The organism is Streptomyces sp. NPDC096205, assembly GCF_044763135.1.
Taxonomy (GTDB): Bacteria; Actinomycetota; Actinomycetes; order Streptomycetales; family Streptomycetaceae; genus Streptomyces.
The window spans coordinates 863,933-879,437 of record NZ_JBIWFS010000002.1 but is presented as its reverse complement, the minus strand read 5'-3'; the positions used below and the strand labels follow the sequence as shown (position 1 = coordinate 879,437).

General features: G+C 71.5%; 16 protein-coding genes. 6 read left to right on the top strand and 10 right to left on the bottom strand.

Features of this window, described 5'->3' with window-relative positions; translation table 11 throughout:
* Positions 1-24: 24 nt before the first annotated feature.
* Entirely contained in the window at positions 25-858 is an 834-nt protein-coding gene (locus ACIQ6Y_RS10450; RefSeq protein WP_404035290.1) for an isoprenyl transferase, read from the top strand.
* Positions 859-898: 40 nt separating this feature from the next.
* Here the strand turns inward: ACIQ6Y_RS10450 and ACIQ6Y_RS10445 are convergent, their stop codons facing one another.
* From ACIQ6Y_RS10445 to ACIQ6Y_RS10430, 4 genes are read right to left on the bottom strand one after another with little or no spacing between them, the layout of a single operon-like run.
* A complete protein-coding gene (locus ACIQ6Y_RS10445) occupies positions 899-1,312 on the bottom strand; it encodes a Fur family transcriptional regulator (protein WP_404035287.1) in 414 nt (137 codons plus the stop codon).
* Positions 1,313-1,371: 59 nt separating this feature from the next.
* Positions 1,372-2,274: a metal ABC transporter permease gene (locus ACIQ6Y_RS10440; RefSeq protein ID WP_404035284.1), complete on the bottom strand. Its 903-nt coding sequence runs from the start codon at positions 2,272-2,274 to the stop codon at positions 1,372-1,374.
* A complete protein-coding gene (locus tag ACIQ6Y_RS10435; protein ID WP_404035281.1) occupies positions 2,274-3,041 on the bottom strand; it encodes a metal ABC transporter ATP-binding protein in 768 nt (255 codons plus the stop codon). Before ACIQ6Y_RS10435 ends, ACIQ6Y_RS10440 begins: the two co-directional genes overlap by 1 nt.
* A gap of 20 nt (positions 3,042-3,061) precedes the next feature.
* A complete protein-coding gene (locus ACIQ6Y_RS10430) occupies positions 3,062-4,018 on the bottom strand; it encodes a metal ABC transporter substrate-binding protein (protein ID WP_404035278.1) in 957 nt (318 codons plus the stop codon).
* 160 nt (positions 4,019-4,178) lie between these two features.
* Here ACIQ6Y_RS10430 and ACIQ6Y_RS10425 point away from each other — a divergent pair, with 160 nt between their 5' ends.
* On the top strand, positions 4,179-5,561 hold the full coding sequence (locus ACIQ6Y_RS10425; RefSeq protein WP_404035275.1) for a glycine--tRNA ligase: 1,383 nt from the start codon (positions 4,179-4,181) through the stop codon (positions 5,559-5,561).
* Positions 5,562-5,675: 114 nt separating this feature from the next.
* Here ACIQ6Y_RS10425 and ACIQ6Y_RS10420 read toward each other — a convergent pair whose 3' ends face one another.
* Positions 5,676-6,296, bottom strand: coding sequence for an NAD(P)-dependent oxidoreductase (locus ACIQ6Y_RS10420; protein WP_404036388.1), 621 nt, complete (start codon positions 6,294-6,296; stop codon positions 5,676-5,678).
* Positions 6,187-7,221: an EamA family transporter gene (locus tag ACIQ6Y_RS10415; RefSeq protein ID WP_404035272.1), complete on the bottom strand. Its 1,035-nt coding sequence runs from the start codon at positions 7,219-7,221 to the stop codon at positions 6,187-6,189. Before ACIQ6Y_RS10415 ends, ACIQ6Y_RS10420 begins: the two co-directional genes overlap by 110 nt.
* A 79-nt stretch (positions 7,222-7,300) precedes the next feature.
* Here ACIQ6Y_RS10415 and ACIQ6Y_RS10410 point away from each other — a divergent pair, with 79 nt between their 5' ends.
* Entirely contained in the window at positions 7,301-8,209 is a 909-nt protein-coding gene (locus ACIQ6Y_RS10410; protein ID WP_404035269.1) for a LysR family transcriptional regulator, read from the top strand.
* Here ACIQ6Y_RS10410 and ACIQ6Y_RS10405 read toward each other — a convergent pair.
* Positions 8,187-9,230, bottom strand: coding sequence for a chitinase (locus tag ACIQ6Y_RS10405; RefSeq protein WP_404035266.1), 1,044 nt, complete (start codon positions 9,228-9,230; stop codon positions 8,187-8,189). The two genes, ACIQ6Y_RS10410 and ACIQ6Y_RS10405, sit on opposite strands and share 23 nt — an antisense overlap.
* A 165-nt stretch (positions 9,231-9,395) precedes the next feature.
* Between ACIQ6Y_RS10405 and ACIQ6Y_RS10400 the strand changes: the two genes are divergently transcribed.
* The gene (locus tag ACIQ6Y_RS10400) at positions 9,396-10,403 is read left to right on the top strand and encodes an aldo/keto reductase (protein ID WP_404035263.1); all 1,008 of its coding nucleotides are present in this window, start codon (positions 9,396-9,398) and stop codon (positions 10,401-10,403) included.
* Between the two features lie 23 nt (positions 10,404-10,426).
* Positions 10,427-11,014 carry a TetR family transcriptional regulator gene (locus ACIQ6Y_RS10395; protein ID WP_404035260.1) on the top strand — a complete coding sequence of 196 codons (588 nt, stop codon included), beginning with the start codon at positions 10,427-10,429 and terminating at the stop codon, positions 11,012-11,014.
* On the opposite strand, the gene ACIQ6Y_RS10390 is transcribed toward ACIQ6Y_RS10395, so the two are convergent.
* Positions 10,971-11,468, bottom strand: a complete 498-nt coding sequence (locus ACIQ6Y_RS10390) for a hypothetical protein (protein WP_404035258.1) — start codon at positions 11,466-11,468, stop codon at positions 10,971-10,973. The two genes, ACIQ6Y_RS10395 and ACIQ6Y_RS10390, sit on opposite strands and share 44 nt — an antisense overlap.
* 124 nt (positions 11,469-11,592) lie before the next feature.
* Positions 11,593-13,020, bottom strand: coding sequence for an MFS transporter (locus ACIQ6Y_RS10385; RefSeq protein WP_404035256.1), 1,428 nt, complete (start codon positions 13,018-13,020; stop codon positions 11,593-11,595).
* Positions 13,021-13,121: 101 nt separating this feature from the next.
* On the opposite strand from ACIQ6Y_RS10385, the gene ACIQ6Y_RS10380 reads away from it, so the two are divergent.
* The gene (locus tag ACIQ6Y_RS10380; protein WP_404035253.1) at positions 13,122-14,027 is read left to right on the top strand and encodes a helix-turn-helix transcriptional regulator; all 906 of its coding nucleotides are present in this window, start codon (positions 13,122-13,124) and stop codon (positions 14,025-14,027) included.
* 29 nt (positions 14,028-14,056) lie between these two features.
* Here ACIQ6Y_RS10380 and ACIQ6Y_RS10375 read toward each other — a convergent pair whose 3' ends face one another.
* Positions 14,057-15,448, bottom strand: coding sequence for an MFS transporter (locus ACIQ6Y_RS10375; RefSeq protein WP_404035251.1), 1,392 nt, complete (start codon positions 15,446-15,448; stop codon positions 14,057-14,059).
* Between the last annotated feature and the right edge of the window lie 57 nt (positions 15,449-15,505).

Genomic DNA, 15,505 nt, shown 5'->3' with positions numbered 1-15,505 from the left:
AAGCAAGAGGGAGACGAGACGCACATGGTCGTACGCGGGTTCCTGGGGCGCCAGCGCCGCGAGTACAGGACGCCGGAGCCGCACCCGTCCGGCGCGCGGCCGCCGAAGCTCCCGGGTGAGCTGATCCCGAACCACGTGGCGATCGTGATGGACGGCAACGGTCGCTGGGCCAAGGAGCGCGGGCTGCCGCGCACCGAGGGCCACAAGGTCGGCGCCGAGCGGGTCCTCGATGTGCTCCAGGGCGCCGTCGAGATGGGTGTCGGGGCGATCTCCCTGTACGCCTTCTCCACCGAGAACTGGAAGCGGTCGCCCGACGAGGTGCGCTTCCTGATGAACTTCAACCGCGACTTCATCCGCAAGACCCGTGATCAGCTGGACGAGCTGGGCATCCGGGTGCGCTGGGTGGGCCGTATGCCCAAGCTGTGGAAGTCGGTGGCCAAGGAGCTGCAGATCGCCCAGGAGCAGACCAAGGACAACGACCGGCTGACCCTGTACTTCTGCATGAACTACGGCGGTCGCGCCGAGATCGCCGACGCGGCGAAGGCCCTCGCGGAGGACGTGAAGGCCGGCCGGCTGGACCCCGCCAAGGTCAGCGAGAAGACGCTCCAGAAGTACATGTACTACCCGGACATGCCGGACGTGGACCTGTTCCTGCGCCCGAGCGGTGAGCAGCGCACCTCCAACTACCTGCTGTGGCAGAGCGCCTACGCGGAGATGGTGTTCCAGGACGTGCTGTGGCCGGACTTCGACCGCCGTGATCTGTGGCGGGCCTGCCTGGAGTTCGCCTCCCGGGACCGGCGCTTCGGCGGGGCCATCCCGAACGAGGAGCTGCTCGCCATGGAGGGCCGGCAGGAGTGAGGAACGGGCGAGGGGGCGCGGCAGCGCCCCCCGCGGCCGGTCAGCCCTTCGTCGCGCAGTCCGCGCAGGTGCCGAAGATCTCCACCGTGTGCGCCACGTTCACATAGCCGTGTTCCGCGGCGATGGCCTCCGCCCAGGTCTCCACGGCCGGGCCCTCGACCTCGACGGCCTTGCCGCAGGCGCGGCAGACGAGGTGGTGGTGGTGTTCGCCGGTCGAGCAGCGGCGGTAGACGGACTCGCCGTCGGAGGTGCGCAGAACGTCGACCTCGCCGGCCTCGGCGAGGGACTGCAGGGTGCGGTAGACGGTGGTGAGGCCTACGGAGTCGCCCTTGTGCTTGAGCATGTCGTGCAGATCCTGCGCGCTGCGGAACTCGTCGACCTCGTCGAGGGCGGCCGCCACCGCGGCACGCTGCCGGGTGGAGCGGCCCTTCACGGGCGGTCCAGCGGTCGTCACCGGTTGCCTCCTCACGTCTCGCCTTGCCGGGCCATTGTGCCAGCCCGGGCAGGGGGCGGTCAGACGCCGACTTCCTTCTCGGGGCCCCGGCTGGCCGGAATCGCGCACTCAGCCGGGTCTCCCGCGGGCGCCGCGGCGGCCGCCGCCCGGGCCCTGCGACGGGCCAGGGGAGTGGCCAGCGCGGTCAGGGCGATGAAGGCGGCGATGGCGAGCAGCACGATCGTCGCGCCGGGCGGTACGTCCTGGTAGTAGGAGGTCACCGTGCCGCCGATGGTCACCGTCACGCCCAGCGCGACCGCGATGACGAAGGTGGTGGCGAAGCTGCGGCTGATCTGCTGGGCGGCGGCCACCGGGACCACCATCAGGGCCGACACCAGCAGCAGGCCGACCACGCGCATGGCGACCGTGACCGTCACCGCGGCCGTGACGGCGACGAGGAGGTTCAGCGCGCGCACCGGCAGCCCGGTGACCCGTGCGAACTCCTCGTCCTGGCTGACGGCGAACAGCTGGCGGCGCAGCAGCAAAGTGGTGAGGATCACGAATCCGGCGAGGATACAGATGGCCTGTACGTCCGCCTCGGACACCGTGGACAGGGAGCCGAAGAGGAACGACATCAGGTTGGCGTTGGCGCCGCCGGGCGCGAGGTTGATCAGCATCACGCCGCCGGCCATACCGCCGTAGAAGAGCATGGCGAGGGCGATGTCGCCGCGGGTCTTGCCGTACCAGCGGATCAGCTCCATCAGGACCGCGCCGGCGACGGAGACCAGCGTGGCCATCCACACCGGGGACCAGGACAGCATGAAGCCGAGGCCGACGCCGGTCATGGCGACATGGCCGATGCCGTCGCCCATGAGGGCCTGGCGGCGCTGGACCAGGTAGATGCCGATCGCGGGGGCGGTGATGCCGACGAGGACCGCGGCGATCAGGGCCCGCTGCATGAAGGCGTAGTTCAGGAATTCCATCAGCTCAGCAGTCCTGTGCGGATCGGCTCGGCGTCGTGGGCCGCGTGCGGGTGTACGTGGTCGTGGCCGGGCAGCGCGTGCTGGCCGACCGCCTCGGGCGGCGGCCCGTCGTGCAGGACGCAGCCGTCGCGCAGGACGACCGCCCGGTCGATCAGGGGCTCCAGCGGTCCGAGTTCGTGCAGGACCAGCAGGACGGTGGCGCCCGCGGCGACCTGGGTGCGCAGGGTTTCCGCGAGCACCTCCTGGCTGGCCAGGTCGACGCCCGCCATCGGCTCGTCCATGATCAGCAGCTCGGGCTCGGAGGCGAGCGCGCGGGCGATCAGGACGCGCTGGTGCTGGCCGCCCGACAGGGCGTCCACGGAGTCCTTGGCGCGGTCGGCCATGCCGACGAGGTCCAGGGCACGGCGTACGGCCGCGTGGTCGGCCTTGCGCAGGACGCCGAAGCGGGCGCGGGACAGGCGGCCCGCGGAGACGACCTCGGTGACGGTGGCGGGCACGCCGCCCGCGGCGGTGGTGCGCTGCGGTACGTAGCCCACGCGCGCCCAGTCGCGGAAGCGGCGGCGCGGGGTGCCGAACAGCTCGATCTCACCGGCCGACACCGGCACCTGGCCGATGACGCTGCGCACGGCGGTCGACTTGCCGGAGCCGTTCGCGCCGAGCAGCGCGACGACCTCACCGCGCCGGACGGTGAGGTCGATGCCGCGCAGGACGGTGCGCGAACCCAGCTCGGCGCGTACGCCGCGCAGGGATATGACGGGTTCGCTCATGGCGTCGTCCTCCGTGAAAATCATTTGCTGCCCAGGGCCTTCTGGAGCGCCTTGAGGTTGGCCTGCATGACCTGGATGTAGTCGTCGCCGCGGGACTTGTCCGTGATGCCCTCGACGGGGTCGAGGACGTCCGTCTTCAGGCCGGCGTCGGAGGCGAGGGTCTTCGCGGTCTTGTCGGAGACCAGTGTCTCGTAGAAGACGGTGGTCACGCCGTCGGCCTTGGCCTCCTCCTGGAGCTCCTTGACGCGGGCGGGGCTGGGCTCGCTCTCCGGGTCGAGGCCGGAGATGGCCTCCTGGGTGAGGCCGTAGCGCTCGGCGAGGTAGCCGAAGGCGGCGTGGTTGGTGAAGAAGACCTTGGTCTTCGTGTTCTTCAGGCCGTCGGCGAAGGAGGTGTTCAGCTCGCCGAGCTCCTTGACCAGGGCGGCGGTGTTCTTCTTGTAGTCGGCGGCGTGGTCGGGGTCGGCCTTCTCGAAAGCCTTGCCGACACCCTCGGCGATCTCCGCGTACTTCACGGGGTCGAGCCAGACGTGCGGGTCGAGGTGGTCGCCGCCCTCTTCCTCCTCCGAGGAGCCGCCGTGGTCGTGGCCGTCCTCGACGCCGAGGTCCTCCAGGGTGGTGAGCTGCGCCGCGTCGATCTTCGTCTCGGTGCCGGACTGCTTCACGGCGTCGTCGACGGCGGGCTGGAGGCCGGCGAGGTAGAGGGCCGCGTCGGACTCCTCCAGCTGTGCGCGCTGCTGGGCGCTGATGTCCAGATCGTGCGGCTCCTGGCCGGGCTCGGTGAGGGTCGTCACATGGACGTGGTCCCCGCCTATCCGCTCCGCGAGGAACTCCATCGGGTAGAACGACGCGACGACGTCGAACTTGTCCGTGCTGCCCGCAGCCGAGCTGTCGGAGGAGCAGGCGGACAGGGTCGCGAGACCGAGAGCGGTGGCCGCCGCGATCGCGATCCCGGATATGTGCTGTCGTCGTACGTTCATGACACTCATTTTCAGCAAAGATGGAAACCATTGTCAACAAAGCTGCTGAACGGGCCGAAGACCGGACCGATTTGGTCGAGGGGCAGCCTGCGCCGGTAATCTGAAGCATTCGCTGGAAGCACCTCGCTTCGTCGCCCGTCGTCGTAATGAAGAGAGCACCGTGGCCGCCGACAAGATCGACACCATCGTCAGCCTGAGCAAGCGCCGTGGCTTCGTTTTCCCCTGCAGTGAGATCTACGGCGGTCAGCGCGCCGCCTGGGACTACGGACCGCTGGGTGTCGAGCTCAAGGAGAACCTGAAGCGCCAGTGGTGGCGCTACATGGTGACGTCGCGCGAGGACGTGGTCGGTATCGACTCCTCCGTGATCCTCGCCCCCGAGGTCTGGGTCGCCTCCGGTCACGTCGCCACCTTCTCCGACCCGCTCACCGAGTGCACCTCCTGCCACAAGCGGTTCCGCGCGGACCACCTGGAGGAGGCCTACGAGGCCAAGCACAACCGTGCGCCGGAGAACGGCCTGGCGGACATCAACTGCCCCAACTGCGGCAACAAGGGCCAGTTCACCGAGCCCAAGCAGTTCTCGGGCCTGCTCGCCACCCACCTCGGCCCGACGCAGGACACCGGCTCCATCGCCTACCTGCGCCCCGAGACCGCCCAGGGCATCTTCACCAACTTCGCCCAGGTGCAGGTCGCTTCGCGCAAGAAGCCCCCGTTCGGCATCGCGCAGATGGGCAAGTCCTTCCGCAACGAGATCACGCCCGGCAACTTCATCTTCCGCACCCGCGAGTTCGAGCAGATGGAGATGGAGTTCTTCGTCAAGCCGGGCGAGGACGAGAAGTGGCAGGAGTACTGGATGGAGCAGCGCTGGAACTGGTACACCGGCCTGGGCCTGCGCGAGGAGAACATGCGGTGGTACGAGCACCCGAAGGAGAAGCTCTCCCACTACTCCAAGCGCACCGCCGACATCGAGTACCGCTTCCAGTTCGGCGGCAACGAGTGGGGTGAGCTGGAGGGCGTCGCCAACCGCACCGACTACGACCTCGGCGCCCACTCCAAGGCCTCCGGCCAGGACCTCGCCTACTACGACCAGGAGGCCCAGGAGCGCTGGACGCCGTACGTCATCGAGCCCGCGGCCGGTGTCGGCCGCGCGATGCTGGCGTTCCTGCTCGACGCGTACGTCGAGGACGAGGCGCCCAACGCCAAGGGCAAGATGGAGAAGCGCACCGTGCTGCGCCTCGACCACCGCCTCGCCCCGGTGAAGGTCGCCGTCCTGCCGCTGTCCCGCAACGCGGAGCTGTCGCCGAAGGCCAAGGGCCTCGCCCAGGCGCTGCGCCAGCACTGGAACATCGAGTTCGACGACGCCGGTGCGATCGGGCGCCGCTACCGTCGCCAGGACGAGATCGGTACGCCGTTCTGTGTGACCGTCGACTTCGACACGCTGGACGACAACGCGGTGACCGTGCGTGAGCGCGACACCATGAAGCAGGAACGCGTGTCGCTGGACCAGATCGAGGGCTACCTCGCCTCGCGTCTGATCGGCTGCTGAGGTTTCTCGCTGTTGAGGTACCAGGGGGCTCCGCCCCCTGGACCCCCGGCCTTTGCCCACCCTCCGCCCGTGACAACTCGGCTGGAGGGTGGGCTCGCCTTTTTCCGCGGTCTCTCAGCGATGCGCCACCGTGATCAGGTGCTCGCCTGCCGGGCTCTCCAGCTCGTCCACCGCCGCCACCGCGAGGTCCTCCGCGCTGATCCACGACCGGCCGTCGGGCGCCGTCAGCAGGGTGTCCGTGCCGCGGCGGTACGTGCCGGTGCGGGTGCCTGGTTCCAGGAGGGCCGGTGGGGCGAGGTAGGTCCAGGCGTGGTGGGGGTGGGCGCGGCAGGCGGCGAGCTGGGCCAGGCCGGCCGCGGCGACAGGCCTGATCTCCGCCGGGACGTAGGCCGGGTTGTCGGCGACCAGCAGGTCCGGCCGGTCCGGGCTGCGCAGGACGCCGGCGCCGCCGACCACCAGGGTGGGTACGCCCAGGTCCAGCACGGCGACGGTCGTGCCGACGAGGAAGGGCTCGTCGACCGGGTTCGTGCGGACCGCGACCACCACCGCGTCCACGCCCGTCAGGGCCGCGCGCAGGGCGTCCGTGTCGGTCGCGTCGACGGGGACCGGGGTGATGTGCGGGTGGTCACCGGCGGGCTTGCGGGACAGAGCGCGGATCCGGTGTCCGCGGCCGGCCGCCTCGGTGATCACTCGGCTGCCGACCATGCCGGTCGCGCCGAGGACGGCGATCGTCAGAGGTGTCGTCATGGGATGCGTTCTCCTTGGTGTGCGGGTTGCTTCTGCGCAGGCGCGGCGCGCTGAACTGCGCGGCGAGCAGCGAGGCGAGGGCGAGGACGAAGCCGAGGGCCTGGAGGAGGCCGAGGGTCTCCCCGAGGGCGAGGCCGACCAGGGTCGCGACCAGCGGGGACAGCAGCACCAGCGGGGCGGAGGCGGCCACCGGCAGCCTGCCGAGCCCGCGGAACCAGAGCGTGAACGAGATCAGCCCGCCCATGCTGCCCAGCCAGAGGTAACCGGCGACGGCGTCCACGTCGACCGGCGGAGGCGTGATGCCCTCCACGGCGAGGGTGAGGGGCAGCAACACCAGCCCGCCCACGGTGAGTTGCCAGCCCGCCAGCGTCATCGCGCCGACCCCTGCGGGGCGGCCCCAGCGCCGGGTGAGGACCACGCCGGTGGCCATGCCCGCCGTGCCGCCGAGGCCGGCGAGCACGCCGACCGCGTCCAGCCGGGCCCCCGGCCCGAGCACCACCAGGCCGACACCGAGCACGCCGATCACGCCCCAGCTCCAGGTCCAGGCCGTCGGCCGGGTGTGCAGCACTCCGATGGCGAGAGCGGCGACCAGCAGCGGCTGGACGGCGCCGAGGGTGCCGGCGACACCGCCGGGCAGGCGTTCGGCGGCCACGAACAGCAACGGGAACAGCGCGCCGATGTTGAGGGTGCCGAGGACGGCGGCCTTCCACCACCAGTCGCCGCGCGGCAGCACCCGGGTGAGCGCCAGTGCCAGCAGTCCGGCGGGCAGGGCCCGCATCACCGCGGCGAACAGCGGATGCCCGGCGGGCAGCAGCTCGGTGGTGACGGCGTACGTGGTGCCCCAGGAGACCGGGGCGAGGGCGGTCAGGGCCACGGTCGCCGCACGCGGTCCGTACGAGGTCGAGGTCTGCATGCGAGGAGTCTCGGCCCCTGAACTCCATGGCTCCAAAGCATGGTTGCGATGGCAGCCATGGCCCACGACGATGAATCCCGTGGATCTTCAGCAGATGCGGTACGTCGTCGCCGTCGCCGAGACACGGAACTTCACCCGGGCCGCCGAGCGGTGCTCCGTGGTGCAGTCGTCCCTGAGCCATCGCATCGCGGGGCTCGAACGGGAGCTGGGGGTAAGGCTGTTCGCGCGGTCCAGCCGCCGGGTGGAGCCGACGCCCGCGGGAGAGGCGTTCGTCGTGCGGGCGCGGGAGTGCCTGGAGGCGGCCGACCGGGCGGTGGCGGACGCCTCCGCGGCAGCGGGCGTGGTGCGGGGCAGGCTGGCCGTCGGGGTGATCGTGACCGCGGCCGCCGTCGACGTACCCGAACTGCTGCAGCGGTACCGGGAGCGGTATCCGCAGGTGCGGGTGGTGCTGCGGTCCGGGCGCAGTGACGATCTCGTGGCGGCGATCCGGGACGGTGAGCTGGACATCGCGTTCCTGGGGCTGCCGGAGGGGCAACTGCCCACCGGGGTCGAGACATTGGTGCTCGACCATGACGAGCATGTGCTGGTGGTGCCGGCCGGGCACCGGCTCGCGGGGGCCTCGCGGGTGGCGTTGCGGGACATCGCCGGGGAGACGTTCGTGGACTTCATGGTGGGCACGCCCGCGCGGGCGCAGTCCGATCAGGCGTTCGCCGCCGCGGGGTTGGCGCGGGACGTGGCGTACGAGGTGGGGCTGGTCGAGATGATCACCCGGCTGACCGCGCGCGGGCTCGGGGTCGCGCTGCTGCCCTCGGCCTTCATCCGGCCGCTGGCCGCGGGCGACCCCGAGCTGGCGCTGGTGCCGGTGGTGGACGGGCCGCACCGGCTGGAGTGTCTGGCGTGGAGCCGGTTCAACCCGAGCCCGGCGACGCGGGCGATGCTGCGGGTGCTGGGGGTGACGTCCGCGGTCAACGGCCCTGAAGCGCCTTGACGTTGTCGCCGAAGGTCCAGTTCCGTGAGCCGTCCCAGTTGACCGACCAGGTCATCAGGCCCTTGAGCGATGTGCCGTAGTGCCGCCAGGCCTGGGCGACCAGGCTCGGGGACATATAGCCGCCGCCCGCGCCGGACTGGGCCGGAAGACCCGGCACCTGCTTGTCGTACGGGACCCGGATCGTGGTGCCCTGCACGACCAGGCCCCGGTTGAGGCAGTCGGTCTGCGCCACGAAGCCCTCGACCGTGCCCGCGGAGTAGGAGTCGCCGGAGCAGCCGTACATGCTGCCGTTGTAGTACTGCATGTTCAGCCACCACAGGCGGCCGTTGTCGGCGTACTTCTTGATGATCGGCAGGTAGGCGCCCCAGATGGAGCCGTAGACGACGCTGCCGCCGGTGACGTACGCCGTCTCGGGCGCCATGGTGAGGCCGAAGCCGGCCGGCATACGGGCCAGGATGCCGTCGATGATGCGGATCAGGTTGGCCTGGGACGTGGACAGCTGGGTGATGCTGCCGCTGCCGACCAGGCCGGTCTCGATGTCGATGTCGATGCCGTCGAAGTTGTACGTCTTCAGGATCGGCACGATCGTCGCGACGAAACGGTCGGCCACGGCCGTGGAGTTGAGGTCGATCCCGGCCGTCGCGCCGCCGATGGACAGCAGGATCGTCCGCCCGGCCGCCTTGGCCGCGCACATCTCCGACGGCGTGGCCACCTTCACGCCGCTGTCCATGCCGTCCTCCCACAGTGCGGTGCCGTCGGAGCGGATGACGGGGAAGGCCGCGTTGAGGACGTTGTAGCCGTGCGCGGGGATGCGTGAGTCGGTGATCGGGGTCCAGCCGAAGGGCGGGTGGACGCCGTTCGCGGCGCCGTCCCAGTTCTCCCAGTAGCCCTGGAGGACCTTGCCGGTGGGGCGGGGCTTCAGGGCGCAGGTCTCGGCGGCCGTGGCGGTGGGCGCGGTGGTGAGTCCCAAGGGGGAGAGGAGCGCGGCGGTGAGGGCGCCGACGAGCAGACGTCTGAGCATGCGAGGCCTCCCGGTGGGGGTGCGGTGAGGTGTCGTAGACATGACAGTCCCCTGGTCCAGACCTTTCGTCAAGAGGTCTGGACCAGGGTGCGCCATTCGGGTGTGCTGACAAGTTTGGACTGACAGATATTGAAATCTGTCAGCCGTCATGGCAAGGTGGAGGCCATGACGATCCAGACACGCACTCTCGGTACCACCGGCCCCCACGTCTCCGCCCTCGGCCTCGGCTGCATGGGCATGTCCGCGCTGTACGGCGAGGCGGACCGGGCCGAGTCCATCGCGACGATCCACGCGGCCCTGGAAGCCGGCGTGACGCTGCTCGACACCGGCGACTTCTACGGCATGGGCCACAACGAACTGCTGATCGGCGAGGCCCTGCGCACGGCCCCCGCGGCCCGGCGCGAACAGGCGCTGGTCAGCGTGAAGTTCGGCGCCCTGCGCGACCCGGACGGCGGCTGGAGCGGCTACGACGGCCGGCCGGCCGCGGTGCGGAACTTCGCCGCCTACTCCCTCCAGCGCCTGGGCGTCGACCACATCGACGTCTACCGCATCGCCCGCCTCGACCCCGCCGTCCCGATCGAGGAGACGGTCGGCGCGATCGCCGAGCTGGTCGAGAAGGGGTACGTCCGGCACATCGGCCTCAGCGAGGTCGGCGCCGACACCATCCGCAAGGCGGCCGCCACCGCCCCGATCTGCGACCTCCAGATCGAGTACTCGCTGATCTCCCGCGGCATCGAGGAGGAGATCCTGCCCGTCACCCGTGAACTGGGCATCGCGATCACGGCGTACGGCGTGCTGTCCCGCGGCCTGATCTCCGGCCACTTCACCGCCGACCGGCAGCTCGGCGCGGGCGACTTCCGGGCCTTCTCGCCCCGCTTCCAGGGCGACAACCTCCGGCACAACCTGAACCTCGTCGAGGCGCTGCGCAAGATCGCCGCGGAGAAGGGCGTCAGCGTGGCCCAGATCGCCATCGCCTGGGTGCTCAGCCGCGGTGAGGACATCGTCCCGCTGGTCGGCGCCCGCACCCGCGAGCGGCTGGCCGAGTCCCTGGGCGCGCTGGACGTGACCCTGGAGGCCGCCGACCTCGCGGCGATCGAGGAGGCCGTCCCGGCCGGCGCGGCGGCGGGCGAGCGCTACCCGGCCGCGCAGATGGCTCACCTCGGGAGCGAGTGACGGCGGCGGGTACCGTCTAGGACATGGCAGCGACCACCGAGACCCTGACCGCCGAGCGCATCCTCGAGGCGACCGAGGAGGTGCTGCGCCGTCACGGACCGGCCAAGGCCACCGTGGTCGACGTGGCCCGCGCGCTCGGGGTCAGCCACGGCAGCGTCTACCGGCACTTCCGCACCAAGGCGGCGCTGCGCGAGGCGGTCACCAAGCGGTGGCTGGACCGCACCGCGGAGACGCTCTCCGCGATCGTCGCCGAGGAGCGCGACCCGCGGGCCCGGCTGCGGGACTGGCTCGCGGGGCTCTTCGAGGCCAAGCGGCGCAAGGCCGGGGACGACCCCGAGCTGTTCGCCACCTACATGGTGCTCACCGGGGAGAACACCGCCGCGGTCGGCGAGCACATCACCGACCTGGCCGGCCAGCTCACCCGGATCATCGAGGCGGGCGTCGCCGAGGGCACCTTCACCGCCGCCGACCCGGCCGCCACCGCCCTCGCGGTGTTCCAGGCGACCGGCCGTTTCCACGACCCGTGCTACGCCAAGGAGTGGGAACAGCCGGGCATCGAGGCCGAGTTCACGGCTGTGGTCGACCTGGTGCTGCGGGGGCTGCGCGCCTGAGGCGCAGTTCGGAGGCGTAGCCGGCGCCGATCGCGAGCAGCGCGGCGGTGACGGCGAGGACCGGGGCCGTACGGTTCGCCACGCCGTAGTACGGGTCCGACGTGTAGACACTGCCGTCCTCGCGGACGCAGTCGAAGGCCAGCGGCAGGTAGGACGCCCGGTGGTGGGACAGCCCCTCGACGGTCTCCGGCGGGATGTCCTCGTCGCGGCACGCGGGGGCCGGGACCGAGTCGGCGCCGTCGCCGAAGGCGCTCTCGGAGGCCGCCACACCGAACGCCCCCCACAGATAGACGGCCGCGGCCCCCGAGGCGGCCAGCCAGGTGGCCCGTCGCACCAGGAGCCGGCGCCAGTCCTCGGGTCGGCCCGGCAGGGCGGCGCTGAGGACGGCGACGACGAGGAGGACCACCCCGAGGGCCGCGGCGAGGAAGGCGGGGCCGACCAGCAGAATCATCATGGTCCGGCTTCCTCCCGGTGAGCGGACGTGCGTCCGCCCACCCGACCAGCCGCCCTCCCCCCAGAGCTGTGACGGAAGCCACTCCTCCGGTCACAGCCCTGTCACAGGTCGCGGGAAGCAGGTCTCAGGCGATCGTCCGCGGCAGCCGCAGGCTCAGCAGCCCCGTCACCACGATCCCCGCCAGCTGCACCAGCAGCGTCACGACAAGGGCGTCCCGTATGCCCATCGACGGGACCAGCGACAGGAACAGCGAGCCGAGCGTGGCCACGCCGAGCGCCAGTGCCGACTGCTGGGTCGTGTTCATCACGCCGCTGCCGACCCCGGCGCGCTCCGGCGGCACCTCGGACATCACGATCCGGAAGATGACGGGCAGTTGCAGCGCCTGCCCCGCCCCCGCGATCGCCCCGCCCGGCAGCAGCGCCAGGAAATCCGGGTCCGGCCAGGTCTGCCAGAAGGCCAGCACCAGCAGCCCGATGCCCACCGCCTGGAGCACCGCCCCGGCGGTCACCACGCGCGTGCCGAACCGGGCCACCAGCCGCGGCCCCGCCAGCGACAGGAAGAAGAACGCCACCGCCAGCGGCGCCAGCGCCAGCCCCGCTGCGACCGGCCCGAGCCCCGCCCCCCGCTGCAACGCGACCGCGACCACGAACATGAACCCGCTGAACCCGATCGAGAACGGAAGGATCATCACCAGCCCGCGCCGCAGAGACGTCACCGCGAACAGGCTCGGCGGCACCAGCGGCGTCCGCCCCGCCCGGTCGGCCCGCCGCTCCACCGCGTAGAACCCGGCCGCCGCGAACGGGAACGCGGCCAGCGACAGCCACGTCCACAGCGGCCAGCCCGCCGCCCGGCCCTCGGTGAGCGGGGCCAGCAGCGTCAGCAGGGACACCGCGAGCAGCGCCGTACCGGGACCGTCCAGCGGCTCCGGGCGCGGCGAGCGCGTCTCCGGCAGCGCCCGTACGGCCAGCGCCAGACCGGCCAGTACGACCGGCACGTTCACCAGGAACACCGCCCGCCAGCCGATCCCCGCCACGTCCGCGGCGACCAGCAGACCGCCGAGGATCTGCCCGGCCACCATGGACAGCCCGGCCGTCGCGCCGTACAGGCTCATCGCACGGGCCCGGCGCGGTCCGGTGGTCGTCGCCTGCACGGTGGCCAGCACCTGCGGCAGCATCGCGGCGGCCGCCGCGCCCTGCGCGATGCGCGCCGCGACCAGACTCCACGCGCCCGGCGCGAGCCCGCACGCCAGCGAGGTCAGCCCGAAGGCCGCCATGCCGGCCAGGAACAGCCGGCGGCGGCCGAACTGGTCGCCGAGCCGTCCGCCGAGCACCAGCAGCACGGCGTACGCGACCCCGTAGCCGGCCACCACCAGCTCCAGGACCGACTCGCCCGCCGCGAGGTCGCGGCCGATGTCGGGCAGGGCGACATTGACGATGAAGAAGTCGATGAGAGGGAGTGCCGCTCCGAGCAGCACGGTGAACAGTCCGAGGTCGCTCAGCGCGGGCGGGCCCACCGGCGAGCGGACCTGGCGTGAAGTCATGGTTTCGGTCACGCCGTCGAGCCTGGGCCACCGCTCAGGCTGGTACCAGAGTGTCCTTGTCCTGGTACAAGGACTACCTGGCAACAGGGTGCGCGGCCCGGCACGATGGGGGCATGACGACCATGGCTGCCCAGGAGACCCCGGCCCCGCAGCAGGCGGCCTCACGCCCCGCCGTCGCCGAGATCCGCCGGCACGAACTCGCGGCCTTCCTGCGCCACCGCCGTGAGCACATCACCCCCGAGCAGGTGGGCATGGAACGCGGCCGCCGGCGCCGTACGCCCGGACTGCGCCGCGAGGAGGTGGCCCAGCTCTCCGCGGTCGGCGTCACCTGGTACACGTGGCTGGAGCAGGCGCGGCCCATCCAGGTCTCCGTGCAGGTCCTCGACGCCCTCGCCCGCACCCTCCTGCTCGACCCGGGCGAGCGCGCCCACCTCTTCCAGCTCGCCGGGGCGATCGACCCGACCCCGGCGACGGTGTGCCCGTCGGTGACACCTGCACTGCGGGCCGTCCTGGAGCAGCTGGAGCCGTTCCCGGCCTGTCTGCAGAACAGCCGGTACGACATCCTCGCCTACAACCGCACGTACGGGATGCTGCTGTGCGACCTGGACGCGGTGCCGGCCGAGGACCGCAACTGCATGATCCTCTCCTACACGAACGAGGAGTGGCGCTCCTCGATCGTCCACCTCGCCGAGGCCCAGCGGCTGATGGCCGCGCGCTTCCGTGCCGCCATGGCCGGGCATCTCGGGGATCCCGCCTGGAAGATGCTCCTCAAGCGGCTGCGCGCGGAGTCGCCGGACTTCTGCGAGGAGTGGGACCGGCACGAGGTGGTCGCCCACCGGACCAAGCGCAAGGAGTTCCTCAACCGGCACGTCGGCCTGATCGTCGTCGACCACACCGACCTGTGGCTCAGCCCCGAGGTGGGCCCGCGGATGGTCACCTACGCACCCGCGGACGAGCTGAGCCGGGAGCGGCTGGTGCGGCTGCACGAGCTCGCGCTGGAGCGCGGCGACAGGCCCTAGTGCGCGAACCGGCCTGAGGAAGACAGGCCTCAGCCCCGCGCGGTCTGCGGCTGCTCGCGCGGAGCCTCCTGCCCCCACACCCGGTCCACCGTCCCGCGGGCCCAGTCCCCGCTGCTCGCCAGCCCCACCACCAGGACCGACGCCCCGCAGCCCACCAGCACCCACCAGCCCGCCCCCGACGCCAGGACCGCGCCCACGACGGCCACGCCCAGGGTCTGGCCCAGTTGGCGGCTGGTGGAGGCCACTGCCGCGGCCACGCCTGCCTGGGCGCGGGGCATGCCCGACACCGCCGTGTTGGTGATCGGGGCGTTCACGAAGCCGAAGCCGATGCCGAAGAGCAGGTAGCCGGTGAAGAGGCCGGCCGTGGAGGTCTGGGCTCCCGCGGCGAACATGACCGCGCTGGTCGTCATGGTGAGGCCCGCGATCAGCAGGGGGATGCGTGGTCCGCGGCTTCCCACCAGGCGGCCCGACAGGGGTGCGCACAGGAAGGTCGGTGCGGCCATCGGGAGCATCCACAGGCCGGCGTGCAGGGCGTCGAGCCCCCGCTCGTTCTGCAGGTACAGCGTGGACTGGAACAGGAACCCGCCGAGGGCCGCGAAGGCGCTGATGGCGATCACTGTGGCCCCGCTGAAGGGAGCCGAGCGGAAGAAGCGCAGGTCGATGAGGGGTTCGGCGCGGCGGGGTTCGTACAGGACCAGCCCGGTCAGGGCGGCCACGGCCACCGCCGCGAAGGGCAGGACGGTCGCGAGGCCGGCGTTCGGGGCCTCGATGATCGCGTACGTCAGGGAGCCGAAGAGGGCGATGACCAGGAGCTGGCCCACCGGGTCGGGGCGGCGGGGATGCGGTGCGCGGGACTCCGGGATGTGGCGCAGGGTCAGCAGAAGGGCCGCCAGGCCCACCGGCAGGTTGAGCCAGAAGATCGAGCGCCAGCCCACCGACTCCACCAGCACCCCGCCGACCAGCGGCCCCGCGGCCATCGAGATGCCGACCACCGCGCCCCACACCCCGATCGCGCGGGCGCGTTCGCGTGGCTCGGTGAAGGTGTTGGTGATGATCGACATGGCGACGGGGTTGAGCATCGAGCCGCCGACCGCCTGGACCGTGCGGAAGACGATCAGCGCCTCCAGGGTCGGCGCCATGGAGCACAGGGCCGAGCCGAGGGTGAAGACGACCAGGCCCGCCATGAAGACGCGCTTGCGGCCGATCCGGTCCGCGGTGGAGCCCGCGAGCATCAGCAGCGAGGCGACCACCAGCGTGTAGGCGTCGATCGTCCACTGCAGGCCGGAGGTGCTCGCGCCCAGGTCGGAGCGCAGGGAGGGCAGGGCCACATTCAGGACGGTGACGTCCAGGCTCACGATCAGCAGGCTGGTGCAGCAGATCGCCAGAACGAGATGACGCCGGCGGGTGGTCGGCTCGGGCATGTGCTCCAGCCTACGCCGTTCAATAGTGCGCCTAACTAAAGACTTGCCCAAACCCGT